The 26,500-nt window shown below is 62.8% G+C and carries 26 protein-coding genes; 15 read left to right on the top strand and 11 right to left on the bottom strand.

All coding sequences use genetic code 11. The annotated features are described in order from the left end of the window. Positions 1–145: 145 nt before the first annotated feature. The 5 genes from NKI67_RS22405 (at position 146) to NKI67_RS22385 (ending at position 4,473) form a co-directional block, all read left to right on the top strand. Entirely contained in the window at positions 146–640 is a 495-nt protein-coding gene (locus tag NKI67_RS22405) for a flavin reductase (protein WP_023674737.1), read from the top strand. Between the two features lie 226 nt (positions 641–866). After that, positions 867–1,205: an XdhC family protein gene (locus tag NKI67_RS22400; RefSeq protein WP_352570856.1), complete on the top strand. Its 339-nt coding sequence runs from the start codon at positions 867–869 to the stop codon at positions 1,203–1,205. Positions 1,206–1,211: 6 nt separating this feature from the next. After that, positions 1,212–1,916, top strand: coding sequence for an XdhC family protein (locus NKI67_RS22395; RefSeq protein WP_023674739.1), 705 nt, complete (start codon positions 1,212–1,214; stop codon positions 1,914–1,916). Continuing rightward, on the top strand, positions 1,913–3,523 hold the full coding sequence (locus NKI67_RS22390; protein ID WP_023674740.1) for an NTP transferase domain-containing protein: 1,611 nt from the start codon (positions 1,913–1,915) through the stop codon (positions 3,521–3,523). Before NKI67_RS22395 ends, NKI67_RS22390 begins: the two co-directional genes overlap by 4 nt. Positions 3,524–3,615: 92 nt before the next feature. After that, positions 3,616–4,473: an alpha/beta hydrolase gene (locus NKI67_RS22385; protein ID WP_023674741.1), complete on the top strand. Its 858-nt coding sequence runs from the start codon at positions 3,616–3,618 to the stop codon at positions 4,471–4,473. Here NKI67_RS22385 and NKI67_RS22380 read toward each other — a convergent pair. Beyond that, a complete protein-coding gene (locus NKI67_RS22380) occupies positions 4,470–5,516 on the bottom strand; it encodes a DUF1176 domain-containing protein (protein ID WP_352646815.1) in 1,047 nt (348 codons plus the stop codon). The two genes, NKI67_RS22385 and NKI67_RS22380, sit on opposite strands and share 4 nt — an antisense overlap. A gap of 123 nt (positions 5,517–5,639) precedes the next feature. On the opposite strand from NKI67_RS22380, the gene NKI67_RS22375 reads away from it, so the two are divergent. Next, positions 5,640–6,146 carry a DUF1993 domain-containing protein gene (locus tag NKI67_RS22375; protein WP_352623630.1) on the top strand — a complete coding sequence of 169 codons (507 nt, stop codon included), beginning with the start codon at positions 5,640–5,642 and terminating at the stop codon, positions 6,144–6,146. 51 nt (positions 6,147–6,197) lie between these two features. Here NKI67_RS22375 and NKI67_RS22370 read toward each other — a convergent pair whose 3' ends face one another. Continuing rightward, a complete protein-coding gene (locus tag NKI67_RS22370) occupies positions 6,198–6,362 on the bottom strand; it encodes a hypothetical protein (protein WP_352623628.1) in 165 nt (54 codons plus the stop codon). Between the two features lie 385 nt (positions 6,363–6,747). On the opposite strand from NKI67_RS22370, the gene NKI67_RS22365 reads away from it, so the two are divergent. Continuing rightward, positions 6,748–7,815, top strand: coding sequence for an aldo/keto reductase (locus tag NKI67_RS22365; protein ID WP_352646813.1), 1,068 nt, complete (start codon positions 6,748–6,750; stop codon positions 7,813–7,815). A gap of 48 nt (positions 7,816–7,863) precedes the next feature. Continuing rightward, positions 7,864–9,129 (top strand): cysteine desulfurase-like protein, encoded by a 1,266-nt coding sequence (locus NKI67_RS22360; protein WP_352646810.1) that lies wholly within the window; start codon positions 7,864–7,866, stop codon positions 9,127–9,129. 18 nt (positions 9,130–9,147) lie between these two features. Here NKI67_RS22360 and NKI67_RS22355 read toward each other — a convergent pair whose 3' ends face one another. The 5 genes from NKI67_RS22355 to NKI67_RS22335 form a co-directional block, all read right to left on the bottom strand. Beyond that, positions 9,148–10,179: a histone deacetylase family protein gene (locus NKI67_RS22355; RefSeq protein WP_352646807.1), complete on the bottom strand. Its 1,032-nt coding sequence runs from the start codon at positions 10,177–10,179 to the stop codon at positions 9,148–9,150. Next, the gene (locus tag NKI67_RS22350; RefSeq protein ID WP_352646805.1) at positions 10,176–10,685 is read right to left on the bottom strand and encodes a GNAT family N-acetyltransferase; all 510 of its coding nucleotides are present in this window, start codon (positions 10,683–10,685) and stop codon (positions 10,176–10,178) included. Before NKI67_RS22350 ends, NKI67_RS22355 begins: the two co-directional genes overlap by 4 nt. Positions 10,686–10,923: 238 nt before the next feature. Next, the gene (gene kce, locus NKI67_RS22345) at positions 10,924–11,853 is read right to left on the bottom strand and encodes a 3,5-dioxohexanoate:acetyl-CoA acetone transferase (RefSeq protein ID WP_352646803.1); all 930 of its coding nucleotides are present in this window, start codon (positions 11,851–11,853) and stop codon (positions 10,924–10,926) included. Between the two features lie 7 nt (positions 11,854–11,860). Next, entirely contained in the window at positions 11,861–13,228 is a 1,368-nt protein-coding gene (locus NKI67_RS22340; RefSeq protein ID WP_352457762.1) for an aminotransferase family protein, read from the bottom strand. A gap of 1 nt (position 13,229) precedes the next feature. Next, the gene (locus tag NKI67_RS22335; RefSeq protein ID WP_352467287.1) at positions 13,230–14,870 is read right to left on the bottom strand and encodes a N,N-dimethylformamidase beta subunit family domain-containing protein; all 1,641 of its coding nucleotides are present in this window, start codon (positions 14,868–14,870) and stop codon (positions 13,230–13,232) included. 156 nt (positions 14,871–15,026) lie between these two features. Here NKI67_RS22335 and NKI67_RS22330 point away from each other — a divergent pair, with 156 nt between their 5' ends. The 5 genes from NKI67_RS22330 (at position 15,027) to NKI67_RS22310 (ending at position 17,788) form a co-directional block, all read left to right on the top strand. Next, entirely contained in the window at positions 15,027–15,275 is a 249-nt protein-coding gene (locus NKI67_RS22330) for a ParB N-terminal domain-containing protein (protein ID WP_023674751.1), read from the top strand. A 121-nt stretch (positions 15,276–15,396) separates the two neighbouring features. After that, on the top strand, positions 15,397–15,882 hold the full coding sequence (locus tag NKI67_RS22325) for an SRPBCC family protein (RefSeq protein ID WP_352646800.1): 486 nt from the start codon (positions 15,397–15,399) through the stop codon (positions 15,880–15,882). A gap of 22 nt (positions 15,883–15,904) precedes the next feature. Further along, positions 15,905–16,861: an alpha/beta fold hydrolase gene (locus tag NKI67_RS22320; protein ID WP_352646798.1), complete on the top strand. Its 957-nt coding sequence runs from the start codon at positions 15,905–15,907 to the stop codon at positions 16,859–16,861. A 196-nt stretch (positions 16,862–17,057) separates the two neighbouring features. Beyond that, the gene (locus tag NKI67_RS22315) at positions 17,058–17,456 is read left to right on the top strand and encodes a GFA family protein (protein ID WP_352457758.1); all 399 of its coding nucleotides are present in this window, start codon (positions 17,058–17,060) and stop codon (positions 17,454–17,456) included. 119 nt (positions 17,457–17,575) lie between these two features. Beyond that, positions 17,576–17,788 (top strand): hypothetical protein, encoded by a 213-nt coding sequence (locus tag NKI67_RS22310; protein WP_023674755.1) that lies wholly within the window; start codon positions 17,576–17,578, stop codon positions 17,786–17,788. 13 nt (positions 17,789–17,801) lie between these two features. Here the strand turns inward: NKI67_RS22310 and NKI67_RS22305 are convergent, their stop codons facing one another. Then, positions 17,802–18,716 (bottom strand): hypothetical protein, encoded by a 915-nt coding sequence (locus tag NKI67_RS22305; RefSeq protein ID WP_352646796.1) that lies wholly within the window; start codon positions 18,714–18,716, stop codon positions 17,802–17,804. A gap of 252 nt (positions 18,717–18,968) precedes the next feature. Here NKI67_RS22305 and NKI67_RS22300 point away from each other — a divergent pair, with 252 nt between their 5' ends. Then, entirely contained in the window at positions 18,969–19,988 is a 1,020-nt protein-coding gene (locus NKI67_RS22300; RefSeq protein ID WP_352646793.1) for a GH25 family lysozyme, read from the top strand. A gap of 255 nt (positions 19,989–20,243) precedes the next feature. Then, positions 20,244–20,615, top strand: a complete 372-nt coding sequence (locus NKI67_RS22295) for an endonuclease domain-containing protein (protein ID WP_023674758.1) — start codon at positions 20,244–20,246, stop codon at positions 20,613–20,615. Between the two features lie 179 nt (positions 20,616–20,794). Here the strand turns inward: NKI67_RS22295 and NKI67_RS22290 are convergent, their stop codons facing one another. From NKI67_RS22290 to gpt, 3 genes are all read right to left on the bottom strand, one after another. Further along, positions 20,795–24,559, bottom strand: coding sequence for a vitamin B12-dependent ribonucleotide reductase (locus NKI67_RS22290; protein WP_352646791.1), 3,765 nt, complete (start codon positions 24,557–24,559; stop codon positions 20,795–20,797). Positions 24,560–25,206: 647 nt separating this feature from the next. Continuing rightward, complete coding sequence (locus NKI67_RS22285; protein ID WP_352593801.1) at positions 25,207–25,695, bottom strand: NUDIX hydrolase; 489 nt, start codon at positions 25,693–25,695, stop codon at positions 25,207–25,209. 222 nt (positions 25,696–25,917) lie between these two features. Then, positions 25,918–26,418, bottom strand: a complete 501-nt coding sequence (gene gpt, locus NKI67_RS22280; RefSeq protein ID WP_352481145.1) for a xanthine phosphoribosyltransferase — start codon at positions 26,416–26,418, stop codon at positions 25,918–25,920. Positions 26,419–26,500 lie beyond the last annotated feature (82 nt).

The following is a 26,500-nucleotide window of genomic DNA, read 5'->3' as shown; positions in this document are numbered from 1 at the left end:
TTGCCGGCGCCAATGCCGTCAAGACCTAAAGGCTGGCCAGCTTTGGCGCAACACGCGAATTCGGGATATAGGTCAAGCACTTCGCTTGTGGCCTGCAATATCCCCCCATATATAACGGTTGGTTCTGACTAGTGGAAAATCATCGGTGCTGAAGAAGAATGACATCGGGCCGCAGGCCTACCGCGACGCGATGGCCCATTTTGCTGGCCATGTGCATGTAGTCACCACCGATGGCCCTGCCGGCAGGCGCGGCGCGACGGTGATCGCGGCCTGCTCGGTGTCGGACACGCCGCCAACCATCCTGGTTTGCCTCAATCGTGAAAATCCCAAGAACGAGCCGTTCGTGGAAAACGGCAAATTTGCCCTGAACACGCTGGCTTCGGATCAGGAGCCGCTGTCGATCGCCTTTTCCGGCATTACCGGCCTGCCGGTCGAGGAGCGTTTCGCGTTGGCCGAATGGGATGTGATCTCGACCGGTGCGCCGACGCTGAAGGGCGCGCTCGCCGTCTTCGACTGCGAACTGATCGACTCCAAGGATCTGGCCACCCACCGTGTGCTTTTTGGCAAGGTTACAGGTTTGCGCATCGGCGATAATTTGCGGCCGCTGATCTATCACAACCGCGGCTACCACGCTTTGTAGAGGCTTTCAGATGGCCGCGCCCGCGAAGACAGAATGACCGAGTTGAAAACCGCGTCCGGCGCCGCGGATGATCGACGAGACGCTCGATCTGTTGACCCGTGCGGATTATGTGGCGGACCGGTCGCTGGCGACCGTGCTGTTTTTATGCGTTCGGTCGACCCGCGGCGGTGGATCCAGGCTGGCGCGAAGCGCGTCGCATAACCACATGTCTGCCAGGGAGAAAATCATGGAACACAGTATCTATCTCGATGAGGCCCGCGATCCGCTGATCATCGCGGAGGGCTGGATGAAGGACGGCAAGGATGTCGCCATTGCCACCGTGGTCGAGACCTGGGGCTCGGCGCCGCGCCCGGTCGGCAGCCACCTAGTGATCGACGCGGAAGGCAATTTCCACGGCTCCGTCTCGGGCGGCTGCGTCGAAGGCGCGGTGGTGACCGAGGCGGTCGATGTTATCGATAGCGGCACGGCCAAAATGCTCGAATTCGGCGTCGCAGACGAGACCGCCTGGCAAGTCGGCCTGTCATGCGGCGGCCGCATCAAGGTCTATGTAGAAAGATTGGGTTGATCTCGAATGGATCCCTATGCGCTGAAGACACTCAACGCCGAACGCCGCGCCCGCCGCGCGGCAATCCTGGTCACCGATCTCGGCGACGGCCGCGACCGTGTCGTGCGCGAGGGCGACCGGGTAGCCGGCGAACTCGGGGCGGCCATCGCCAAGGCATTTCGCACGGGCAATTCCGGTTCGGTCGAAGCTGAGGGACGGACCTTCTTCCTCAACGCACATCTGCCGCAGCCGCGCTTGGTGGTGATCGGCGCCGTCCACATCAGCCAGGCGCTGGCACCGATGGCCAGGATCGCCGGCTATCCTGTCGAGATCATCGATCCGCGCACGGCCTTTGCCACGCCCGATCGTTTTCCCGATATCGCGCTGCATGCCGAATGGCCAGAGGATGTGCTGACGCGTCAGCCGCTCGATAGCTATACGGCGCTGGCTGCTCTCACCCACGATCCGAAGATCGACGATTTCGCCCTGAAGGCGGCGCTCGACGCCGGCTGCTTTTATGTCGGCGCGCTCGGCAGCCGCAAGACCCACACCAAACGTGTGGAACGCCTGCTGGCTTCGGGAGCGACCGCCGACCAGATCGCCCGCATTCATGCCCCGATCGGCCTCGACATTGGGGCTGCCAGCCCGGCCGAGATCGCCGTCGCGGTGTTGGCGCAAGCGATCCACGCCTTTCGCTCCCGCGGCCTCGAATCCAAAGGCGCGGTCGCGTGAAATTTGGTCCCGTTGCGATCGATACGGCCGAAGGGGCAGTGCTTGCGCATGCCACCAAGGTCGGAGAGCGCCGCTTCCGCAAGGCGCACAGGCTAAGCGCCGGGGATGTGTCCCTGTTGAAGGCCGCTGGCATTTCCGAGGTCGTAGCGGCAGTGTTGGCGCCCGATGATCTCAGCGAGGACGTCGCTGCCGAAAAGATCGCCGCATCCATGATCCATCGCAATATGGAGGCGAAGCCCGCCGCGACCGGCAGGGTCAACCTCCACGCGCAGGCTGCCGGCATATTCACCGTCGACGCGGCGATAATCGACGCCATCAATGCCGTCGATCCGACGATCACCATCGCCACGCTGGCGCAGCATGCGCCGGTCGAAAAAGGTCAGATGGTTGCGACGGTGAAGATCATTCCGTTTGCGGTCGCCTTCGCTTTGGTCGATGCCGTGGCAAGGATCTGCGCCGGCGGCGAGATATTTGCGGTCAACGCCTATCAGCCGGTGCGCGTCGGCGTCATCCAGACGGTGCTACCCGGCATCAAACCCAGCGTGCTCGACAAGACGCTGCGCGTCACCGAAGCGCGCCTGGCGCGTTCGGGCGGCAGGCTGACGGCGGAGCGTCGAACCCCGCATGAAATTATCCCCGTCGCCGAGGCTGCGGCCTCGCTGATCCGCGACAACGATATGGTGGTTATCTTCGGCGCCTCGGCGATGGCCGATTTCGGCGACGTCGTTCCCGCTGCCATCGAAAAGGCAGGCGGCACTGTCATCCGCGCCGGCATGCCGGTCGATCCCGGCAATCTGCTGGTGCTAGGCACTCTAGGCGGCAAGCGCATCATCGGTGCGCCGGGCTGCGCCCGCAGTCCCAAGGAGAACGGCTTCGACTGGGTGCTTGACCGGCTGATCGCCGGTCTCGACGTGACCGCCAGGGATATTGCCGGCATGGGCGTCGGCGGGCTGTTGATGGAAATTCCGACGCGGCCGCAGCCGCGCGAGCCATTGCCGGCCAAAGCCGAACCAAAGGTCGAGATCGTGCTTCTGGCCGCCGGCCGCTCCAGCCGCATGGGCGGGCCGAACAAGCTCTTGGCACTGTTCGATGGCAAGCCGCTGGTCCGCCGCACCGCCGAACGCGCGGTCGGTTCGAAAGCCGCGGCCACCATCGTCGTCATCGGCCACCAGAGCGAGCGCGTGCGCAGTGCACTGTCTGGCCTCGATATGACCTTCGCCGACAATCCGGATTTCGCCAAGGGTCTGTCTTCGTCGCTGAAGGCCGGCATCGCCAAGATTTCCGGCGACGCCGCCGGCGCCATGATTGTCCTCGGCGATATGCCCGGCGTCGCCTCGGCCGACCTCGACAGGCTGATCGAGGCGTTCCGCAAGTCCGAAGGCCGATCGGTGGTGCGCGCCGCTCATGATGGCCGGCGCGGCAATCCGGTGCTGCTGCCGCGTTCGCTGTTTGCCGCGATCGCTCACCTCGAAGGCGATACCGGCGCCCGCCATCTGGTCGAGGCCGAAGGGCTCGACGTCATCGATGTCGAGATCGGCGAAGGGGCAGCCGTCGACGTCGACACGCGCGAGGCGCTGGAAGGCGCCGGCGGCGTGCTGCAGGATTGACAAACCGAAGCCGAAAAACGCATGGCTGAGGGATGGCCTTTCGTTCCTGCTTCCGGTTCCGCTTGCCCCCCTCTGGCCTCCCGGCCCTGCTGATGGCGATTCTTTTGCAGCTCTTTTGTGTCGCCTACGCCAACGCTCTCGAACTCAAACCCTTCAAGGACGATCTGTTCGCCTATCCGGTCACACTCTCGTCCGAGAGCAACGGCGCCTATACGGTCGTCGATTATCGTGAGCTGCGCGACATCAACGCTCGTGACGAAGTGCCTGAGCGTCGTGTGCACGCGCAATACACCGACACCGGCGTGCGTAAGGTGCAGCAGGATCTATTGCTGCCGACCGATGCAGGCGACGTCCGCCACATTGCCGTCGGCAAGACCGGGGGCGCCAGCATCATCGTGCTTTATCTGCACGGGCAGGGCGGCAGCCGTAAGCAGGGTGCTGACGATTTCACTTTCGGCGGCAATTTCAACCGTATCAAGAACCTGATGGCCGGTAATGGCGGCCTCTATCTGTCGCCGGATTTTTCCGATTTCGGCGACACCGGTGCCGCCCAGATCGCCGCATTGATCGGCCACTATGCCGAACAGTCGCCGCGCGCAAAAATCTTCGTCGCCTGCGGCTCTATGGGCGGCGCGTTGTGCTGGAAGCTGGCAGGCCGCAAGGACTCCGGCGGGCGCATCGACGGGCTGCTGCTGCTCGGCTCGCTGTGGGACGAGAGTTTCTTCTCAAGCTCCGCATTCAAGCGCCGTGTGCCGGTCTTCTTCGGCCAGGGCAGCAAGGACCCGGTGTTTCCAATCGAGAAACAGGAAGCCTTCTTCCGATCGATTCTGGGCAAATCGAAAGCCTACCCGACCCGCTTTGTCCGCTTCGAGACCGGCACACATGGCACGCCGATCCGCATGACCGACTGGCGGGGCACACTCAACTGGATGTTATCGAAGGTCCCTTAGGGCGCGGTGTTGTAGTCGAGCACGGTCTGCGGGTTGATCTCGCCGTCATAAGAGGCATCGACCTCATACTGCACCAGCGAGAAATTGCCGTGGCGAAACAGGTAGGTGCCGGCCGACGAGGCGTCGCCGACGCCGCGCCACTTGTTCAAGGATGAAATCGTTTTGGTGGCCTCGTCATATTCGGAGTTGACCAACTGGTCGTCAGTCTGGAAGCCGATGATGTTGATGCCCTCGACCTTGCCTTCGCTATTGTTGTTCTCATAGCGAATATCGAGTTCCGGTGACGCGAATTGTAATTGCCGGACGCCCGATACGTCGTCGTAGATGTAATAGACTGCGCTCTCATTGTAGGCGGCCATCGAGCAGAAAAAGCGAAACAGCCGTGTCTCGCGTTCGGGCTCGTTTTCGGCCGCCCCCGCATCCTTGTAGCGGAGCGAGTAGGCGTCCGGCTCTCCTCGCGGATCGCCGCCGGGCATGTCCTTGTCGCACTGGTCGCCATAAGTCGCGGCAAACGCCTTGTTGGCCTGCTCAAGCGCTGCGTCCCTCTTCGGCGTCGGTCCTTCGCCGCAGCTTGCCGGCACGGCATCCTCGAAATCGGCCTTCGAGGGTTTCAGCGCACCCTTGTCGATGAAGATCGCGCGAAATGGCGGTTCCTGGATCGAAGCGTTGATCTGGCGCAGCGTGTAGCAACCGGCAAAGACATTCTCGCTGCCGTCGTTGGCCGTCGCCCGGATGGCGACGGGGACGCTGTAATAGATGCTGCCGGCAGCACCGTCTTCGGACACACCACCGATTTTGACTTCGACCGTGTCGGTGCCGTCATAGCCTTTGACGAAAGCATCGAAATCCTTGGCCGGCTTGGTGTCGCCGAAATAGTCCCAGGCGCGCGCGAATTCGTGCCGGCTGATGGCACTATAAAGCGACCGGATGACCGCTTCGGCATTCGACCTGTCGTCTATGTAAGGCGCGTCGGCGGCGAGCACCGGTTGGCTGGTAGCGGCAAGGGAGAAAAAAGCGGTCGCTGCAAAAAGTGCGCGTCTCATCGGGAACCTCCACTCGATGAAAAATCCTATCATATCGATTGCGGCGGCGTGGTGACGCTTGAACAATCGCCTGCGAAAGCGCTACCTCTCGCCGTGGGCAGTCGGGCCGCGTGGAGATTTCTTGTGACCATATCAATGTATGAAGCATCCGTGCCGGTATTTTCGGCGAGGCTGAAGGCACTAGCCAATGTGCTGAACATTGCCGAGCAAAATGCGGCTGATCGCAAGATCGATCCGCAGGTGTATCTGACGGCGAGGCTGGCGCCGGATATGTTTGCGCTGACCAGGCAGGTGCAGATCGCCACCGATCACGCCAAGGGCGCGCCGTCACGGCTTGCCGGCCGCGAGGTGCCAAAATACGAGGACAATGAGGCGAGCTTCGCCGATCTGCAGGCACGCCTCACCAAGACGCTCGACTATCTCGCGACATTTTCGGCGGCCGAATTCGACGGTTCAGATTACAGGGTGGTCGAACTGAGGCTTGCGGGACGAGAGGTTTCGATGCCGGGGATGCAGTATCTGTTGCACGCCGCCATGCCCAATTTCTATTTCCACCTGACCACCGCCTACGACATCCTGCGCCACAACGGCGTGCCATTGGGCAAGTCGATCTTCCTCGGATTGCGTTGAGATCCGCTCGCGAGATATCCCGCTGCGGCGGGATATCTCACGGCGCGCTGTTTAGCGTAGGGACATTTCCCGGGCGATGCGCGGGAAATCGGCCGGCTTGACGCCGATATCGGTGCGATCGGCATTGCTCATCGAATGGAGTAGCGCCAGTGCCGCGCGATAACGCAGCTGTTCCCGCGGACGCGGACGGGCGAACATTTCAGTTAAGAATCCCATGATTCAAGCCCCTTTATTGAACCTCCACGGCCTCCAATATAGGCAGATCATGACAATTGTGCAGTGCAGCATCCGCATGGCAGCCATGCTGCCCCGATCTTTTTTGACATAATTCGGCTGTTCCGGCGAAACTTCTGTGGCGCTTCGACCGTAGGAGTCAGTGCCGGCACTTGGCCGGTTTTTCCTCGCCATTCCTGGCGAAATTCCGGACTGCATGAAAATGCGGTCCGGCTTTTTATTGGCCGCGGGGATAAACCCCGTTCGCCGGCGTCCTGGGAAAGTCGCCTGGCCTGCCGGCGGTGGGCTTGGAAGCGGGCGGCGCTTTCCTGTATGCTGTTGTTTCCTCCTCGCGCAGCCGCGCAAAAATTCCCACCGGAGAAACTCCATGCACAAACGCCGTCTCGGCCAGACCGATCTTTTCGTGTCGCAAATCTGCCTCGGATCGATGACCTGGGGCCAGCAGAACACCGAGGCGGACGGTCACGCCCAGATGGATCTGGCGTTTGCTCGCGGCGTCAATTTCATCGACACCGCCGAACTCTATCCGATCCCGCCCAAGGCGGAGACACAAGGCCGTACCGAGACAATCATCGGCAATTGGATGAAGGAGAAGCGCAATCGCGACCAGGTGATCATCGCCTCGAAGGTAGTTGGTCGCACCGCCAACAGTTGGTTTCGCGGCGACCGCCCGTCTAAGCTGGTGCGCGCCGATATCTTCGACGCTATCGATAAGTCACTCGCCAGGCTCAACACCGATTACATCGACCTCTATCAGATCCATTGGCCGGAACGCGACGTGCCGTGGGGCGCCAATCCGAACCGCATCGGCGCCGTACCGCGACGCTCCGATGCCGCCGGCGTGCCGGAAGGCGAGACGCCGATCGCCGAGACGCTTGCCGTATTCGATGAACTGGTGAAGGCCGGCAAGATCCGCCATTTCGGCCTGTCGAACGAGAATTCCTGGGGAGTCATGCGTTTCATCGCCGAAGCCGACAAGGGCCTCGGCCCGCGCGTCGCCTCGCTGCAGAACGCCTACAATTTCGTCAATCGCACCTTCGAGGTGAACCTTGCCGAAGTCTGCGAGCGCGAGCAGGTGTCGCTGCTTGCCTATTCGCCGCTGGCGCAAGGCTATTTGACCGGCAAATACGATCATGGCGCGCGGCCGCAGGGCTCGCGCTCGCAGTTGTTCAACCGCGGCCAGCGCTACGAGACTCCGAATGCTGCCGAGGTACAGCTCGAATACAACCGGTTGGCGCGCACCTTCGGCATGGAGCCGGCGCTGTTTGCCAATGCCTATATCTCGAACCGGCCCTTGGTCACCTCGAACATCATCGGCGCCACCACCATTTCGCAACTCGAAATGGCGCTCTCTTCCGCCGACGTGGTCTGGACCGAGGACATGCAGAAAGCCGTTGATGCGATCCACCAGCGCGTCGGCAATCCGTGCCCTTGATGCGTCGGGACGTGGTTGTCCGATCGTCATAAGGAGAGGGGAACAGCCGTGGACTTCCGGATCGACGCGGTGCGCGCGAAATTTCCGGCTTTGTCGCTGACCGACAAGAGCCGCCGGCGCATCTATCTCGACAATCCTGCCGGCTCGCAGGTCCCGCAGGCGGTGGCGGACGCAGTATCGCGTTGCTTGCTGACCACCAATGCCAACCTCGGCGGCTTCTTCGAGACCACCGTTGCCGCACAAGACATCGTGGACGAGGCCCATCTGGCGATGGCGGATTTTCTCGGCGCTGCGAGCCCGCAGGAAATCATCATGGGTGCCAACATGACGACATTGACCTACCACATGTCGCGAACGCTCGGCCGCACGATGAAGCCCGGGGACGAGATCATCCTCACCCGCATGGACCATGAGGGCAACGTATCACCCTGGCTGCAACTGGCTGAAGACCTTGGCCTTGTCGTGCGCTGGCTGCCTTTCGACCAGCAGAGCTGGCAGATCGAGGAGGCGGCGCTCGCCGCGCTGCTTTCCGAGAGGACGCGGCTCGTCGCGCTCAACTACGCCAGCAATCTCACCGGGTCGATCAACCGGGTGAAGGCGTTGACCGGCATCGCCAGGCGGGCTGGTGCGTTGGTCTACGTCGATGCCGTCCAGTTCGCGCCGCATGGCCTGATCGACGTCCAAAACCTCGGCTGCGATTTCCTGATCTGCTCGGCTTACAAGTTCTTCGGCCCGCATATGGGAATTTTGTGGGGCAGGCTGGACGTTATCGATGCGCTTAAGCCGTATAAATGCCGCTGCTCGTCCAATGCCCTGCCGGAGCGCTTCGAGCTCGGCACGCCGCAAATCGAACTGATGGCCGGCCTGTCGGCGGCTGTCGATTATTTTGCCGAGTTGGGCGCGGCAGCCGGCGCGCAAGGATCGCGTCGGCTGAAAATCGCCAAGGCCTTCGAAGTTTCAATCGCTTACGAGAACCCGCTGGCGCAACAGCTGATCGACGGTCTGTCGGATATTGCCGGCCTGACCATCCACGGCATCACCGATCCGAAGCGGATCAATGAGCGTGTGCCGACGGTGTCGTTCACTGTCGAAGGCATCGTGCCGGAGACGATCGTGCGGCAGATGAATGCCGAAAACATCTTCCTGTGGTCCGGCCACAACTACGCCTGGGAGATCGTCCACCAGCTCGGCATTCCGGCCGAGCAGGGGGTGGTGCGCATCGGCATCGCTCATTACAACACTTCAGCCGAAATCGACGAGACGCTGGAGAGCGTGCACCGCGTTGTCGCCATGCTGAGGCAGGAACGATCCTGAGCGGCCCTCGCGGGCGGATCATCGCTTGTGGGCGCCGCCAAAACCGGTGAGGAAGGCGGTGAGATTGTCGCCGAGCTCGTCGCAGAGATAGCCGCCTTCCTGGACGATGACCGTTGGCAGGCCGAGCCCGGCGATCACCTCGCCAATGCGCGAAAAACCAGGCGTGCTCACCGACAGTCCGCCGAACGGATCGCCTTCGAAGGCATCTAGCCCCAGCGCCACCACAAGCGCATCGGGCGAGAAGGCGTTGATGCGCTGGAACGATGCCTCCAGCGCTTCGAGGAACGCTGCATCGCCGGATTTGCGCGGCAGCGGCAGGTTGAGATTGTAGCCGAGGCCGGCGCCTTCGCCGCGCTCGTCGCCATAGCCCCAGAAAAACGGGTAGAAGCGCACCGGGTCGGCATGCAGCGACACGGTGAGCACGTCCGGCCGGGCATAGAAGATGCCTTGCGTGCCGTTGCCGTGGTGCAGGTCGACATCGAGGATCGCCACCCGCGCCGCCTGCTTGCGCAGAACCTGTGCAGCGACCGCCGAATTGTTGATGAAGCAGAAGCCGCCGGCGACATCGGCAAAGGCGTGATGGCCGGGCGGCCGGCACAGCGCATAGGCGGCCGGCGCTCCCGACATCACCGCCTCGGCGGTTTCAACCGCGCTCCAGGCGCTCCAAAGCGCGCTCTGCCACGTCTCGCTGGAGATCGGGCAGGCGGTGTCGGCCATGTGGTAGCCGGCCTGGCCGACCGCCGAGGCCGGATAGGAGCCGTTCCGCGCGATCGGATGGATATTGGGGATGACCTCGGCCGAGGCGCCCTCGATGCGCTGCCAGCGCGCGAAGATATGCTGGAGAAAATCGAGATATTCCGGCGTATGCACCGCCGCAATCGGGCCGAGCCCGTGATCCCGCGGCCGTTCGATCGTGCAGCCGGCAGCCTTGGTGCCGGCTAACAATCGCTCGACCCGTTCCGGCTTTTCCGGATTGGGCTGCGGCGCGCCGCTTGAGAGGAACGCCTTCGGGTCGTGGCGCTTCTGTTCTTCGGCATAGAAGGCTTTCATGTTGGCTCCTCCGGTGCATCGGCAAAGGCGAAAAAGGCGTCGCCGACGATCTTCTGCACCTGCTCGTAGCTCGACCAGCCAATGCCTAACCGTTCGTAAAAAGCCTTGGCGGTCTTGTTGTCGGTGTCGACGGACAGCCTGAGATAGACGCCGCCTGCCTTCCGGCACTGCGCCGCCACCCGGCGCAGCAGGCGCTCGCCGATCCTGCGGCCACGAAAACGGTCCTCGACATAGAGGTCCTGCACATAGACGCCGGGCCGTCCCATCCATGTCGAGAAGATCGGAAAATACAGGCAAAGCCCGGCAAATTCGCCACCGACTTCGGCGATCAAGGTCAAGAAGGCAGGCTTTTCGCCAAAGCCATAGGTGCGGAGATCCTGAGCTGTCGAGGTGATCTCCTGATGTGCGCCGACATGCGCGCCGAGCCGTAGGAGTGCGGCGTGGATGGTTTCGACGTCCTCGACGGTCCCGGGCCGGATGTTGATCTCGGGCAAAGCGACAGTCACTGGAGGTACGATGCCAAGGCACCCCCCTCTGGCCTGCCCTCTTTACGACTACTTGGCATCTCCCCCTCAAGTGGGGAGATCGGATCACCTCCGCGTTCGCCAATCTCCAACGCTGAAAAAGGGGCAGGACGGCGAAGCTGCCAATCTCCCCCCTTGAGGGGGAGATGCCAAGTAGTGGTAAAGAGGGCAGGACAGAGGGGGGTGGGCCGGGAGCCAAACATTTCAGATTGCCTTCCTCTCAGAACGCCACCCGGTCGCCGCCCTTGAGCGCCAGCATGGCGCGTGCCTCGGCCGGCGTCGCGACGTCCAGCGACAGCCCTTCCAGCACGCTGCGGATACGGCGGACGTGGTCGGCATTGGACTTGGCGAGCTGGCGCCCGTCGTAGAGGCTGTCCTCCAGCCCGACGCGGACGTTGCCGCCCATTGCCGCCGCAATCGAGATCATCGGCATCTGGTGGCGTCCGGCGGCCAGCACCGAAAACCGGTAGCTCTCGCCGAACAGTTTGTCGGCGATGCGCTTCATGTGGACCAGGTTTTCTGGATCGGCGCCGATACCACCCAATATGCCGAACACGAATTGGATGAACAATGGTCCCGACACCAGCCCGCGGTCGCGGAAATGCGCAAGCGAATAGAGATGGCCGACATCGTAGCACTCGAATTCGAAACGCGTGCCACAGCCGCGCCCAAGCTTTTCCAGCACCGTCTCCATATCGGCAAAGGTGTTCTTGAAGATCGTGTCACGGGTAGCCTCGAGCAGCTTCGGCTCCCATTCGTGCTGCCATTCTCGCGGCCGCTCGAGCATCGGGAACAGCGCAAAATTCATCGAACCCATATTGAGCGAACACATTTCCGGCTCGGCCCTGAGCGGCGCGGCCAGCCGCTGGTCGAGCGTCATCAGCGACGATCCGCCGGTGGTGATGTTGATCACCGCATCGGTCGCCTGCTTGATGCGCGGCAGGAACTGCATGAACACCTCGGGGTCGGCGGTCGGCCGCCCATCCTTGGGGTCGCGGGCATGAAGATGCAGGATCGAAGCGCCGGTCTCGGCGGCGGCGATCGCGTCTGCGGCGATCTGGTCCGGCGTCACGGGCAGATGCGGCGACATCGATGGCGTGTGCACCGACCCGGTGACGGCACAGGTGATAATGACTTTGCGCGGTGCCATGGTCGCCTCAACCTTCGACCGGCAGGTCGAGCTCGCCGGCCAGCACCTCGAGCGAGTCGCCGATGATGGATACGATCTCGCCGATCTGCGCGGCGGTGACGATCATCGGCGGCGCGACCATGAAATTGTCGCCGTCGACACCGCCCTTGACCTTGCGTCCGTAGATGATCAGGCCGCGCTCGTAGGCGAGGTCGAGCAGATGCTGGGTGGCCTTCTTTGCCGGCTCGATCGGCCTCAGCGTTTCTGGGTCGGCGACCATTTCGGCACCGGTGAGCAGGCCCTTGCCGCGGACGTCGGCGATGAACGGAAACCGCTTCGCCAATCCCTTCAGCTCGTCCATCAATAGCTCGCCCATGACAGCCGCGTTGGCGATCAGGCCGAGACGGTCCATCTCGCCGAGCACGGCGAGCCCGGCGGCGCAGGCGAGCGGATTGCCGGCATAGGTATGGCCGTGCTGGAAGCCGCCCGACGCGAGCAATGGCTGCACCAGCCGCATCGGTGCCGCCAGCGCGCCGAGCGGCGCGTAGCCAGAGCCCAGCCCCTTCGACAGCGCGACGATGTCGGGCTTGCAGTTCCAGTGGTCGCCGCCGAGGAATTTTCCGGTGCGGCCGGCACCGCTCATCACTTCGTCATGGATGAGCAGGATGCCGTAGCGATCGCAGATCTCGCGGATGCGCGGATAGTAGCTGTCCGGCGCCACCAGTGCTGCCGTGGCAGCGCCGCCGACTGGCTCCATGATGAAGGCGAGCACGCTCTGCGGTCCCTCGGCGAGGATCTTTTCCTCCAGCATGTCGGCGTAGCGGATGCCGCGCTGTTCCATCGAAAGATTGTCGCGGTCGCGCCAGGCGATGGGCGCCGGCACGGTCGGCATCATCTGCATCATCGGCACAAATGTTTCGGACAGCGCATCGTCGCCGGTGACGGCGAGCGCGCCGAGCGTGCCGCCATGATAGGACGGAAAGCGCGTGATCACCTTCCAGCGGCTGGGCTGACCGGTGGCGACCGCCCACTGCCGCGCCAGCTTGACGCAGGATTCCGTTGCTTCCGAGCCGCCGGAGACGAAAAAGATGCGGTCCAGGCCTTCGGGGAGTTTGGCCGCCAGCTGCCGCGCGAGCTCCTCTGCCGGTTCGTTCTCGAAATGCAGGCGGTAGGCGAAGGTGGCGCGGTCCATCTGCCGTTTCATCGCGTCGAGCACGTTGCGATTGGAGTGGCCGATATTGGCGACCATCGGGCCGCTCGATCCGTCGATGAAGCGGCGGCCATCCTGCGTCCACATGTAGATGCCTTCGGCGCGGTCGATCAGCGGCCGGCGCACGCTGGATAGATAAAACAGATGCGAGGCTTCGCGAGTTTCCGGGGCAGGAGACTTCAACATGTCATGGCTTTCCAAGATAGCGGTCGAGCACATTTCTGGTGACGCGCTCGACCATCGCATCCTGCCTTAGCAGGCCGGCAATCCATTCGCAGCTTCCGGCGTGAAACACCTCGCCTTTGCCGCGCGGGAAATTGACGATCATGCCGTTGCCGCGTTTGACCTTGTCGAGGTTGGCATCGCTTGCCTCGCCGAACAGCGTCTCGGCGGTGAAGCGTCCGTCCTCGTCGCCGAGAAACTGGTCCTCGAACGCAATGTCGGCGCTTTCCTCGACCTGGCTCGCCATGCCGACGGCCAGCACTTGCAGCCCGTCCGGTGCACCGCTGTCGGGCTTGGGGTAGGGCAGGCCGCCGCGGATCTCGAAATCGAGCCCGTCGACCTCGTAGCCATAGACATGGCTGTCGGCGCCGAGCAGATCGCCATAGTAGATGCCGGTGCCGGCAAACGCCCAATGCTCCGGCCGGTAGACCGGAAAGCCGCGCACGCCGCGCGGCGCGCAGCCGCCCCAGCCGGCATAGACGCCTCTTGTCGCGTTAAGCCCGAAGGTCGCCGCACCCGGCCGGCCGATTTCCGGCGCTTCCCAGGAATTGGTGGCGCGCCTCACATCGCCGCCGCGATAGGCCGGGTCTTCGGCGCGGGCGCGGTATTTGTAGCAGACTTGCCGGCGGCCTTCGTCCTCCAGCCTGGTCTGCCACATGAAATTGCCGGCAAAGCGCGCCGCATGACCGCCGCGCTCGACATAGGTGTCGACCGCATCGCGCATTTCCCAGGTCCAATATTCGTCGTGGCCGACCAAGACGACGCAGTCATAGCCGTCGAGAATGTCGGGCGAAAAATGCAGATCGTGCTGGCTGGCGAGATCGACGGCGTAGCCGGCACGCTCGGCGAAGCGGAAGAAATGGCTGTCGTAGCTTGCCCAGCCGGACGAGGCGTATTTCTTCGAATGGCCGGTGGCAAAGGCCCATTCCATATGCGGATAGCGCGGCACGGTTTTCGGCGGCACGGCGACTTCGAGCGGCACGCGCGGCGCGTCCCTGGGCAGCACGACGAAGCCGCGGCACCACGGCCGTTGGGTCGACACCATTCGTGCATATTGGTCCCGGCCTGGCCCGGTGATGCCTTCGTAATGGTTGGAACCGCCCCATGTATTGTAGGCGAGCCAGGTGCCGGTGGCAGCCACCTGCAGCACGCGGCCGGGTTTCTTGCCGGGCTGCGGCGAGACGATGAAAAGGTGATGACAGCGGATCGGCTTGCCGTCGCGACCGTCCGCTTCAAGCGTGACGCGATAGGCGCCGGATGGCCAGTCGTCGCCGATGCGAAACTCGAACGACGCTTGCCAGCCGCAGCCTTCGACCGAACATTGATCCGGCGTATCTTGCCAGCGCGCCGCAATCCCGGTCCTTTCGAACATTGTCGTTTCCGCGCCGCCGTCGCGGATGATTGCGATGCCGAAACCGGCGGCCGTCGAACTGACATGCAGCGCCACCATCTCGCCGGGGCGATAGGAAAAACGGTCGCTGTAGCACCAGATTTCGCCGCGCCTGCCATCCATACCGGGCCATTCCCAGTAATGGCTGCGCACCGCCTGGCGTCGCTGCTCCGGCGTCAGTCCGAAATCGGGAAACTCGGTCGGCGGATGGTTCATGGACACCGCTAAGGTCGAAGGCCGCCATTTCGGCCATCCGCCGGCCAAGCGTCAATTGGAAACGATCGGGCCAGCCATTGCCGGGTTGCTCACTTGGCCTTGCCTGACAAACAGACTATCTCACAAAGGGCGGCGTTGTCCGCCACGGGAGCCGATATGCTGAGAGTGCAAAAGGTCAGGGTCAACGATATCTACGTGCCGACGGCGCGCAAGAAGACGCTGCATCCCGAAACCGTCCGCCATCTGGCCGAGGACATTCTGGAAAACGGCATGAAGATGCCGATCCAGGTGCGCCATGACGGCAAGCGCCATATCCTGGTCGAAGGGTTGCATCGGCTGGAAGCGGCCAAGTGGCTCGGCGAGACCGAGATCGACGCCTACCTCGTCCAAGCCAAGCGCCACTGAAGCCACTTATTTCCGTCGTTCGAATCTCCTGTCCCGCGGATTTTTTCGCGGACCGTGTCGGCTTGCGTCTTGTCGGTTCGTCCTAGACACGGAAGCCAAAACCGACGTGTGAGGAAACATCATGACCACCAAGCTCGACATCGCCCCCAACTCCGATCGCGAGCTGGTTCTCGCCCGCATCATCGATGCGCCGCACGAGAACGTCTATCGCTGCTGGACCGAGCCAAAGCTGTTGACGCAATGGTTCTCGCCGAAGCCGTGGACGACGCCGCACGCCGAAATGGATGTGCGGACCGGTGGCTCCACCCTTGTCGTCATGGCCGATCCCGACGGCAAGGAGTTTGCGAGTCCCGGCGTCTTCCTCGAAGTCGTGCCGGGCAGGAAGCTCGTCTTCACCGATGCCTATACCAAGGCGTGGGAGCCGTCCGAAAAGCCGTTCATGACGGTCGTGCTGACCTTCGAGGACGAGGGCGAGGGCAAGACCCGCTACATTGCCCGCGTCGCGCATTGGTCGGTCGCCGACCGCGAACAGCACGAGAAAATGGGTTTTCACGAGGGCTGGGGCCAGTGCGCCGAACAGCTTGAGGAGGTCGCCAAGCGACTTTGATGCAAACGGGAGAGGGAGACTGATGTCCAGATCGGTATTTTTCGCCATTTTCGCCTCGGCCGCCGCGCTGTTTGCCGCGCCGGGCACCATCAACGCAGAGGAGGCCAAGCCCGCCATGACGACCGCAACCGCAACACTGCCGACGCCGGAAAAATCCGGCCTGCTGCCGATTAACGGCCTGAACTATTATTACGCCGTCTATGGCAAGGGCGAGCCGCTGCTTCTGCTGCATGGCGGCCTCGGCACGACCGACATGTTCGCGCCGATCCTGCCAAAACTTGCCGAAAACCGCACCGTCATCGGCGTTGACCTGCAGGGCCATGGCCGCACCGCACTCGGCGACCGGCCGCTCAGCCTGGAGGCGATGGGCGACGACATGGCGGCGATCGTCAAGGCACTCGGCTACGACAAGGTCGACGTGATGGGCTATTCGCTGGGCGGCGGCGTCGCCTTCCGCATGGCCGTCCAGCATCCCCAAACGGTGCGCCGCCTGGTGCTGGTCTCGACCGGCTACGCCGCGGACGGCTTCTATGCCGAGATGCATGGCCAGCAGGCACAGGTCGGCGCGGCGATGGCCGACATGATGAAGGACACACCGATGTACAAATCCTACGTCGCGGTTGCGCCGCATCCGGAGGATTTTCCGAAACTGCTCGATCAACTTGGCGCCTATATGCGCAAGGACTACGATTATTCCGCCGACGTGCCGAAGCTGAAAATGCCGGTGATGCTGGTGTTCGGCGACAGCGATATGTACCGGCCTGAGCACGAGATCAAATTCTACCAGATGCTCGGCGGCGGATTGAAGGACGCCGGCTGGATGCGCGAGAACCTGTCGCAGAACCGCATGGCGATCGTGCCGAACCGCACCCACTACGATGTGTTCTTCGCGCCGGAACTGACAGCTGCCGCGCTGCCGTTCCTCAATGGCCAGACCAAGGTCAAGACCTGGGACGAGGTCGTCAACGAAACGAACTGACGCCCAGTCAATTGTCTGCCGGCCGTCTTCCGCGAGATGGCCGGCATTTCGCCCATGGGGCCTTGGCCCGGCGCATCGGCCAATCGTGTATTGGCCGCATCACAGCTATAGATGGCGCCATCAAAGCTTTTCAATTGACGCTGCCACGCCTATCGATAGGTATGCCGCCTATCCTCACAGGGCAGGGACGCGGGTGATGGCAAGATATCAGGGCGGGTGTTTGTGCGGCGCGGTGCGCTACCGCGCCGAGGCGGCACCGATCAATGAGCGCGTCTGCCATTGCCGGTTGTGCCAGAAGGCGTTGGGTGCCGCCTTCAACGCGCGCGTGCTGTTCCGCATCGATGATGTGACGGTCGACGGACCGCTGGCGACGGTGAATTCCTCGCCCGATCTCAAGCGCGGCTTTTGCCCGCGCTGCGGCACGACGATGTTTTCCCGGCGCGATTCCGCCGGCATTATCGGCATCACCACCGGCTCGCTCGATGATCCCTCGTTGTTCAGGCCTGAGATGCATATCTGGACCGCCTCGAAGCAGCCCTGGGTGCAGATCGACGACGGCCTGCCGCAGTTTGAAGGCGCGCCACCTCCGGCTTGAGGTGGAATCTGGACAAAATTTAATCCGAAGCGACACGAGATAGCCGGCAAAGCGTCATTGGCGGGCCATCATTGCTGCCTATCTATCGGCGTGCGGGCAGGCAGTCGAGGAGGCGACGGATGAACGACAGCATCAACACCCTGGATGAACTCTTGAGCGATCCGATGATCAAGCTGGTAATGGAGCGCGACCGCGTGCAACCGGCACAACTTCGCACGTTGCTCGAAGAAAAGGTCCGCCGGGTAGACGATGATGCGCCGGTCAACGATCGCTTTGTACCGCCGGCCCACCTGATGGCCACGACCTGTCACAAGCTGTGGTTGTGCAGCTAGGGTCTTGAAGCGGTCAGCCGGAATTTGCCGGCAAATAGCTGTAATGGCTGCGGAAATAGGCAAGCTTGAAGCCGAGGCGTGCATAGTTGCGGTAGGCTGGCCCGTCACGTTCGGCTCGCGGCGCCTCGATATCGGCCACGAACAGTTTTGCACCGGCCGCAAGTCCGTCGCGCACCATCGCTTCGCCGAGCATTGCATCGAGGTCGAAGCTCGGCGCCATGATGCCGGGCACCGGCGCGTCGATGCCGCTCCAGGCCATGCCGTCGGCGCCGATGAACATCGAGCGCACCGCCACCACCGCGTCTTCCCGCCGCAGCATGTAATGATGCCAGCCGCGTCGGCTGGCCAGCGCCAGCAACCACGGTGAGGTCGGCAACCGATATTGGCTGTCGATGAACCCAGCCCATTCCCTTGCCGTTGCCGGCGTCACCCGCTCGACCGAGACATCCTCCGTCGGGAAAAGCGGCTCAGCGGGCAATGGCGTGGCGTCGCGAAAGATGCGTTCCCAGCCGCCCTGACGTTGCAGGCCGCGCGCCTCGAGCCAGCAGCTGAGCGTCGCGGGCTCGGTGTGTGGGTTGGTGTAGAACCAGGGCCGCAGAATGCCGGCGTCGCGATAATGCGCCAGAAGCGCGTCGAGCCGGCTCTCGGTGGCCGCGCTCTCGACGCCGAAATTTTTGACACAGTTGAAATGGATGAACGGGATCGTCGTGCAGGTGGTCCAGACGAGATCGCCATCTTCGGCGATGGCAAGGCCTTGCCTTGCGGCAAAGTCTGACGGCGCGGCGCGATAGAGGTCGAGCCACGCATTGACCTCGGCGCGTTCGATGGCGCGACTGAGGTTGCGAGGTATCTCGTCGACGCCGATGGCGGGCGAGCGTGGCTCCGGCGGGATTGCGGGCTGCAATTCCGACAGGGCGGCGGGCTGCATGACTTCCTCCCAAGTATGAACTTACACTGTAAGATTAGTGGAGACTAATCTCATGCCGTGCGTTGTCAAGCCGAGGCAGCGACGTGGGCGAACATTGGAGGGATAGCACACCTCCGCCCGGCCAACGTCTCGCTGCAAAGCCCTAACAATTCGATTCAAACTTTGTTGGTAGTTTCTTGTTAGGAATCCAGCTTGGTTTGTCCGGCGGCGTTGTCCTGCCTTCGGTCTGTTGTGTTTTGCGTACAGGTCCAGATGCGGTTATCAGGCGTCGTCATCTTTTCGATCGCAGCGCTGTGCCTTGCCGGCTGCACATCGACATCCGGCGTCGATGCGCTGCAAGTGCCGTCCAGCGAGACGACCAGCTCGGTTGTGCGGCCGCCCGCGCCGGTGGCATCTGCTGCGAAAACTGATGCTGCGCCCGCCTTCGCGGAACAGGAGCAGGACGAACAGCCGGTCGCCATGGCGGAGCCCGACCAAAGCGTCGAGCCGCCGGCCGAGGTGATCGCGCTGGTATCGCCGCCGAGGCGGCTGACACGCGCAGCGCCAGCAATGCTTGCCGAGCCGGTCACGCGCTATGGTTTTCGCGATGCCAAGCCGATCAATTTCGGCAAGGCATCCTCGCCGAGGCGTCTCGCCGTCCACGGCGTCGACGTTTCGCGCTGGCAGGGCAATGTGAACTGGGGAAAGCTGCGTGCCCAGGGCGCCAACTTCGCCTATATCAAGGCCACCGACGGGGGCGACCATCTCGACCCGATGTTCACCAGAAACTGGCGCAGTGCCGACGCCGCCGGCCTCAAGCGCGGCGCCTATCACTTCTTCTATTGGTGCCGCACCGCCGGCGAGCAGGCCGATTGGTTCATCCGCAACGTGCCGCGGGTCGAGGGTGCGCTGCCGCCGGTGATCGACGTCGAGTGGAACGGCGACTCCAGCTGCAAGCGCCGCCCATCGCGGCAAAAGGTGCTGGAAAAGATGCAGGTGTTCATGGACAAGCTCGAGCGCCACTACGGCCAGCGGCCGATCATCTACACCGCGCCCGACTTCTACCGTGACAATCTCAGGGGCGCCTTCCTCGATTATCCGTTCTGGCTGCGCGCCGTGGCGGCGCACCCGTCAAAGGTCTATCCCGACCGCAAATGGCTGTTCTGGCAATATTCCGGCTCCGGCCTGTCGCACGGCGTAAGAGGCCGCATAGACCTCAACGTCTTCCACGGCGATGAGAGGGCCTGGCGCGACTGGGTGGGCGGCCGGCAGATGGTGGCCGAGGCGGAGTAGCGCGGCAGCTTCTTCCTTCTCCCCCTGTGGGAGAAGGTGGCTCGGCGCGGCGCGCCGAGACGGTTGAGGGGTGTTGGACGGAGTGCGTCGGTGCCAAGCTGGAGCACCCCTCATCCGACCTCGCTTCGCGAGGCCACCTTCTCCCACAAGGGGAGAAGGGGAGGCGCCGCGCCATCCCCTTTGGTTGGTCTCGAACGTCGGCCCTTATCTGAGGATTCCTTGGAGGTCGTCCCCAGGATTGGATAACGTCGCCCCATGCCGCATCAGCCCGTTGCGCCCACCAAACGTCGCTTCGCCCGCTCAATGCGACGCGAGCCGACGGAAGCGGAAGACCGCCTGTGGCACGAACTGCGCGGACGTAGGCTCGATCGCATCAAATTTCGGCGCCAAGTTCCGGTCGGCAAGTTCATCGCCGATTTCATTTGCGCCGAGGCCAGACTGATCATCGAGATCGACGGCAGCCAGCATGCGGATTCGAACTATGACCGGGAGCGGGACGCCGAACTTAAGGCGAGGGGCTTTCGTGTACTGCGTTTCTGGAATGACGACGTGCTGCGGGATCTGAACGCAGTCTGCGACACCATCATCGCTTACGTCCGCGATGACAGTTTGCAGCCTTGGCGGTAATCGCGCGCTCTTCCCTTCTCCCCCTGTGGGAGAAGGTGGCTCGGCGCGGAGCGCCGAGACGGTTGAGGGGTGTTGGACGGAGCGCCGCCGGTGCCAAGCTGGAGCACCCCTCATCCGACCGAGCTTCGCTCGGCCACCTTCTCCCACAAGGGGAGAAGGGAGGGCGCGACCTCAGCTCCTCAGCTACACCCGCTCGTGGCCCCGCAAGTATCGCACTTCTCGCAAGTCCCGTTCCGCACCATCGTGAAGTTGTGGCATTCCGAGCATTCGTTGCCGGTGTAGCCTTGCATCAGCGACTGCTGGCGCCGGTTGGCGGCAAGCGCTTTTGCTTCGGCTGCTTCCTTCGCCGCCTCGTCGGTGAACAGCTCCGTCGGGTCGGACGCTTCCGCGTAGACGATGTCCTCGACCAGTTCCCTGGCGCGCTCCTCGTAGTCGCGCTTGTAGGCGACGGCTTCGTCGCTTGCCGGTTTTAGCGTCAGCACGTTGGAGCCGGAGAAAGCGGTCGGGGCGGTACGGGCTGGAGTTCCGGAACCGGAACCCGCAAAGCCTTTCGGCTCGGCGCCCATGCCCGACACCAGCTTGACCGGCGAGGCGCCGCGGGTCAGGCCCTTGGAGAAGGGCGTCGCCTTGCCTTCATTGATGCCGCGTCCGAGTGCCGTCTTGTCGAAATCCGACTGGTCGACATGGGCGAGATCGTGGCGGCCGAGATAGGAGACAGCCAGTTCGCGGAACACGTAGTCGAGGATCGACGTGGCGTTCTTGATGGCGTCGTTGCCCTGCACCATGCCGGCCGGCTCGAACTTGGTGAAGGTGAAGGCCTCGACATATTCGTCGAGCGGCACGCCATATTGCAGGCCGAGCGAGATGGCGATAGCGAAGTTGTTCATCATCGCCCGGAAGGCCGCACCTTCCTTGTGCATGTCGATGAAGATCTCGCCGATACGGCCGTCATCAAACTCGCCAGTGCGCAGATAGACCTTGTGGCCGCCGACGACCGCCTTCTGGGTATAGCCCTTGCGGCGGTTCGGCAGTTTCTCGCGGTCGCGGTAGAGACGCTCGACGACGCGCTCGACGATCTTCTCGGTCACCTGCACGGCGCGCTGTGCGGCCGGCGCCGCGATCAGCTGCTCGATGGCTTCGTCCTCGTCGTCTTCGACGTCGGCAAGCAACGAGGCGTTGAGCGGCTGCGACAGCTTCGAGCCGTCGCGATAGAGCGCGTTGGCCTTCAGCGCCAGCTTCCACGACAGCATGTAGGCGCCCTTGGCGTCTTCCACCGTCGCGTCGTTCGGCATGTTGATGGTCTTGGAGATGGCGCCGGAGATGAAGGGCTGCGCCGCCGCCATCATCATGATGTGGCTGTTGATCGACAGCGAACGCTTGCCGATCTTGCCGCACGGGCTGGCGCAGTCGAACACCGGCAGGTGTTCGGCCTTCAGGAACGGCGCGCCTTCCAGCGTCATCGCCCCGCAGACATGGATGTTGGCGGCCTCGATGTCCTTCTTCGAAAAGCCCAGCGCCGGCAGCATCTCGAACGAGAAATCATTGAGCTGCTCGTCGGTGAAGCCGAACGTCTCCTTCACCCAGTCGGCGCCCAGCGTCCACTGGTTGAAGACGAACTTGATGTCGAAGGCCGACTTCAGCGCCGCATTGAGCGCTGCGATCTTTTCGTCGGTAAAGCCTTTTGCCTTGAGCGAGCCGGGATTGATGCCCGGCGCCTGGTTGAGATTGCCGTGGCCGACGGCATAGGCCTCGATCTCGGCGATCTGGCTCTCGGAATAGCCGAGCGTGCGCAGCGCTTCCGGAACGGCGCGGTTGATGATCTTGAAATAGCCGCCGCCGGCCAGCTTCTTGAATTTTACCAGCGCGAAGTCGGGCTCGATGCCGGTGGTGTCGCAATCCATCACCAGGCCGATCGTGCCGGTCGGCGCGATCACCGTTGCCTGCGCGTTGCGGTAGCCATGCTCCTCGCCGAGCTCGATGGCGCGGTCCCAGGCGGCCTTGGCATGGTCGGCAAGCTCCTGCTGCCTGAGATCGGAGGCGACCAGCGGCACCGGGTTGACGGCTAGCTTCTCGTAGCCGTCCCTTTCGCCATAGGCCGCGCGGCGGTGGTTGCGCATGACGCGCAGCATGTTCTGCGCGTTGCGGTCGTAGTCGGGGAAGGCGCCGAGCTCGGCGGCCATTTCGGCCGAAGTGGCATAGGCCGTGCCGGTCATGATCGCGGTGAGGGCGGCGCAGATGGCGCGGCCCTCGTCGGAATCATAGGGAATGCCCGAGGTCATCAGCAGGCCGCCGATATTGGCATAGCCGAGGCCGAGCGTGCGGTACTCGTAGGAAAGCTTGGCGATCTCCTTCGACGGGAACTGCGCCATCATGACGGAGATTTCCAGCACCATGGTCCACAGCCGCACCGTGTGCTCGTAGGCTGATATGTCGATCGTGCCGTCGGCATTGCGGTAGGGCAGAAGGTTGATAGAGGCCAGATTGCAGGCGGTGTCGTCGAGGAACATGTATTCCGAGCACGGGTTGGACGCCCGGATCGCACCGGCCGAGGCGCAGGTGTGCCAGTCGTTCATCGTCGTGTTGAAATGCAGGCCCGGATCGGCCGATGCCCAGGCGGCATAGCCGATCTTTTCCCAGAGATCGCGCGCCTTCAGCGTCTTCAGTACCTTGCCGTCCTTGCGGGCGGTGAGATGCCAGTCGCCGTCCTGCTCGACGGCGCGCAGGAAATCGTCCTTCAGCGACACCGAATTGTTGGAATTCTGGCCGGAAACCGTGAGATAGGCGTCCGAATCCCAGTCGGTGTCGTAGGTCTTGAACGACATCGAGGTGTAGCCCTGCTTTGCAAACTGGATGACGCGGTAGATGTAGTTCTCCGGCACCGCGTCCTTCTTGGCCGCCTTGATCTCGCGCTTCAGCGCGGTGTTGACCGCCGGGTCGAAGCAGTCGTCGCCATTGCCTTCGCAGTTGATGCAGGCCTTCATGATCGCTTCGAGATGCTTCTTGACGATCTTCGAGCCGGTGACCAGCGAGGCGACCTTCTGCTCCTCATTGACCTTCCAGTCGATGAATTCCTCGATATCGGGATGATCGGCGTCGACGATGACCATTTTCGCGGCGCGACGCGTCGTGCCGCCCGACTTGATGGCGCCCGCCGCGCGGTCGCCGATCTTGAGGAAGCTCATCAGCCCCGACGAACGACCGCCGCCCGACAGCTTTTCGCCTTCGCCGCGCAGGAACGAGAAGTTGGAGCCGGTGCCGGAGCCGTATTTGAACAGGCGCGCCTCACGCACCCACAGGTCCATGATGCCGCCCTCGTTGACGAGGTCGTCCTGCACGCCCTGGATAAAACAGGCATGCGGCTGCGGGTGCTCGTAGGAAGACTTCGACTTGGTCAGCTTGCCGGTGAACGGGTCGACATAGAAGTGGCCCTGGCTCGGACCGTCGATGCCATAGGCCCAGTGCAGGCCGGTGTTGAACCATTGCGGCGAATTCGGCGCGACGCGCTGGGTGGCCAGCATATAGGCGAGCTCGTCGCGGAAGGCGCGCGCGTCTTCCTCCGACTTGAAGTAGCCGCCCTTCCAGCCCCAATAGGTCCAGGTACCGGCAAGCCGGTCGAAGACCTGGCGGGCGTCGGTCTCGGAACCGTAGCGCTCGGCTTCCGGCAGCTTGGCCAATTCAGCCTCGTCGGCGACCGAGCGCCACAGGAAGGAGGGGACTTGCGTCTCTTCGACCTTCTTCAGCCGTGCCGGGACGCCAGCCTTGCGGAAATATTTCTGCGCCAGGATATCGGCGGCAACCTGGGAGAACTGCGCCGGCACGTCGATGTTGTCCAAGCGGAACACCACCGAGCCATCCGGATTCTTGATCTCGGAAAGCGCCTTGCGGAATTCGATCTCCGCGTAAGCTGATTGCCCTGGCTTGGTGAAACGACGCTCGATGCGCATTGGTCCGGTCCCTTTTGTCTACATATAGCGCTTTTCCCAGAGGATTTCTGCCCTCTTGACGAAACGCGCATGTCCGCCGCCTGCCGGCGTTCGAAAACCGCCGGCTCTCATCTTCACAGTCTCCGCCGCCCTGCCGGTCAAACCTCTCGCGAGGCCGCTGTCCAACGCGCTCACGGACCCTGTGGGTCCCTCAAAACTGAAAACTTTTTGTAACGCCCTCGATCGAGGGAAATTTACATTATCTAGCGTCGAACCTACCTGCAAACACTAAATATAGTATTAACAGACAATTTATTCAAGTCCGACAATCCTCCCCTTTCGCCACCCAAGGCTTCAAAATCCCACGCCTTCGCCGGCCTCGTAAACAGGCGGGAATGCGGCTCAAAACGCACATATTCCGGGAAAAAGACCGGCCTCGAAACTTTTCCGGTCACACTCTCAACAGGAGCGCATGGCCTATAAAAGGCGACTCGTTTTGCGGCGTCAAGGATTCGTTTGCGTAGCTTTTATGACCCCCACATCTTGTGTGTCACACATGTGGATAACGGGGATAGAAGCGGAGCGCAAGGAAGGGTCGGCTCTGGGTGGAGGCGCTTCGGCAACGACGTTCCACAGCACCTGAGCGATAGGCTATGCGCGACTGAGACTCAGGAGAACCGATGCGGATCCGCGCAGAAATGGGCGATGATCTGGCTGAGGTCGGGTTCGTTGACCATGCGCACAGCCTCGGCGGCGCTGACCCACTTGCGGGTGCGTGCCCGCTTTTCCTTCCACCGGTCGGCGACCTTGTCGACCTGCAGCGGGAAGACCAGCACCTCGCACGGCACTTCCTCGCCGGAATCCAGCAGCTTGGCATAGAAATAGCGGCCGGCCTCGTGATGCGAGATTGTGCCGCTCAGGCCGGCCTCCTCGCCGGCTTCGCGTGCCGCCGCTTCGCAAAGCGGCTCCTTCGCTTCCGGCCAGCCCTTGGGAAGCACCCAGCGGCCGGTATCGCGGCTGGTGATCAGCATGATTTCCACGCCGTCCCCGCTATCGCGCCAAGGCAGGGCTGCAACCTGCAGGCGGGAGGGCACCGCGCCGAAGAGTCGCCGGACCCTTTCGGCCTTATGGTCGTGCGTCGTTGGCCTCGTCAACATCGGAGAAGCTTGCCCCAGCTTCCAGAATCATTTGCCGTCTCACGAATCTTACGGCTAATTATAAGCAATGAAAGTAAAAAATGTTTCACGGATCGGCCAGATTCCGTCAATCTGCGCCGATCTCAGCCTAATGGCGCGACTGCAGCAGCGTCGCGCCACGCCTTTATCGGTGTGCGGAGGTCCCCTGGGCGGACTCGGTGCATCAAGCGGCGTTGCCGCGAATCAGCCGGCGTGGTCATCGGCGATCGGCTTCTGGTAGGTGAAGCCCATGTCCCAGGGAAAATAGATCCAGGTGTCCTGGCTGACCTCGGTGACGAAAGTGTCGACCATCGGCCTGCCTTTCGGCTTGGCATAGACGGTGGCGAAATGCGCCCTGGGCATCATCGCGCGCACGATGCCTGCCGTCTTGCCGGTGTCGGTCAGGTCGTCGATGATCAGCACGCCGGCCCCGTCATCGGCGAGCAGCGCCGGCGTGACCTCCTTCAGCACCTGCAATTGCCCCTGGCTGGTATAATCGTGGTAGGAGGCGACGCAGACCGTCTCGATGATGCGGATGCCAAGTTCGCGCGAAATGATAGCCGCCGGAACCAGGCCGCCGCGCGTGATGCAGACGATCGCCTTCCATTGCCCCTTGTTGGCGCCGGCAAGCCGCCAGGCGAGCGCGCGCGCGTCGCGGTGGAACTGGTCCCAGGAGACCGGGAAGGCTTTTTCGGGCAGGGACATCTCTCGCGCACTCCGCAAGCGCGCATTGCGCGCTAGAACATGATGGAATGCGCGCGGAATTAACTGGAAAGGCTTGCTCTTG

This window comes from Mesorhizobium sp. M0408 (genome assembly GCF_040321495.1).
Classification (GTDB): Bacteria; Pseudomonadota; Alphaproteobacteria; order Rhizobiales; family Rhizobiaceae; genus Mesorhizobium.
This window is presented reverse-complemented; position numbering and strand designations above follow the sequence as displayed.

What these genes read in the sequence shown, in the direction of transcription:
- NKI67_RS22400 (WP_352570856.1), top strand. Translation starts at nt 867, where the DNA reads ATGGAACACAGTATCTATCTCGATGAGGCCCGCGATCCGCTGATCATC.
- NKI67_RS22395 (WP_023674739.1), top strand. Translation starts at nt 1,212, where the DNA reads ATGGATCCCTATGCGCTGAAGACACTCAACGCCGAACGCCGCGCCCGC.
- NKI67_RS22385 (WP_023674741.1), top strand. Translation starts at nt 3,616, where the DNA reads ATGGCGATTCTTTTGCAGCTCTTTTGTGTCGCCTACGCCAACGCTCTC.
- NKI67_RS22380 (WP_352646815.1), bottom strand. Translation starts at nt 5,516, where the DNA reads ATGAGACGCGCACTTTTTGCAGCGACCGCTTTTTTCTCCCTTGCCGCT.
- NKI67_RS22370 (WP_352623628.1), bottom strand. Translation starts at nt 6,362, where the DNA reads ATGGGATTCTTAACTGAAATGTTCGCCCGTCCGCGTCCGCGGGAACAG.
- NKI67_RS22365 (WP_352646813.1), top strand. Translation starts at nt 6,748, where the DNA reads ATGCACAAACGCCGTCTCGGCCAGACCGATCTTTTCGTGTCGCAAATC.
- NKI67_RS22355 (WP_352646807.1), bottom strand. Translation starts at nt 10,179, where the DNA reads ATGAAAGCCTTCTATGCCGAAGAACAGAAGCGCCACGACCCGAAGGCG.
- kce (WP_352646803.1), bottom strand. Translation starts at nt 11,853, where the DNA reads ATGGCACCGCGCAAAGTCATTATCACCTGTGCCGTCACCGGGTCGGTG.
- NKI67_RS22340 (WP_352457762.1), bottom strand. Translation starts at nt 13,228, where the DNA reads ATGTTGAAGTCTCCTGCCCCGGAAACTCGCGAAGCCTCGCATCTGTTT.
- NKI67_RS22335 (WP_352467287.1), bottom strand. Translation starts at nt 14,870, where the DNA reads ATGAACCATCCGCCGACCGAGTTTCCCGATTTCGGACTGACGCCGGAG.
- NKI67_RS22330 (WP_023674751.1), top strand. Translation starts at nt 15,027, where the DNA reads ATGCTGAGAGTGCAAAAGGTCAGGGTCAACGATATCTACGTGCCGACG.
- NKI67_RS22325 (WP_352646800.1), top strand. Translation starts at nt 15,397, where the DNA reads ATGACCACCAAGCTCGACATCGCCCCCAACTCCGATCGCGAGCTGGTT.
- NKI67_RS22320 (WP_352646798.1), top strand. Translation starts at nt 15,905, where the DNA reads ATGTCCAGATCGGTATTTTTCGCCATTTTCGCCTCGGCCGCCGCGCTG.
- NKI67_RS22315 (WP_352457758.1), top strand. Translation starts at nt 17,058, where the DNA reads ATGGCAAGATATCAGGGCGGGTGTTTGTGCGGCGCGGTGCGCTACCGC.
- NKI67_RS22310 (WP_023674755.1), top strand. Translation starts at nt 17,576, where the DNA reads ATGAACGACAGCATCAACACCCTGGATGAACTCTTGAGCGATCCGATG.
- NKI67_RS22305 (WP_352646796.1), bottom strand. Translation starts at nt 18,716, where the DNA reads ATGCAGCCCGCCGCCCTGTCGGAATTGCAGCCCGCAATCCCGCCGGAG.
- NKI67_RS22300 (WP_352646793.1), top strand. Translation starts at nt 18,969, where the DNA reads ATGCGGTTATCAGGCGTCGTCATCTTTTCGATCGCAGCGCTGTGCCTT.
- NKI67_RS22295 (WP_023674758.1), top strand. Translation starts at nt 20,244, where the DNA reads ATGCCGCATCAGCCCGTTGCGCCCACCAAACGTCGCTTCGCCCGCTCA.
- NKI67_RS22290 (WP_352646791.1), bottom strand. Translation starts at nt 24,559, where the DNA reads ATGCGCATCGAGCGTCGTTTCACCAAGCCAGGGCAATCAGCTTACGCG.
- NKI67_RS22285 (WP_352593801.1), bottom strand. Translation starts at nt 25,695, where the DNA reads ATGTTGACGAGGCCAACGACGCACGACCATAAGGCCGAAAGGGTCCGG.
- gpt (WP_352481145.1), bottom strand. Translation starts at nt 26,418, where the DNA reads ATGTCCCTGCCCGAAAAAGCCTTCCCGGTCTCCTGGGACCAGTTCCAC.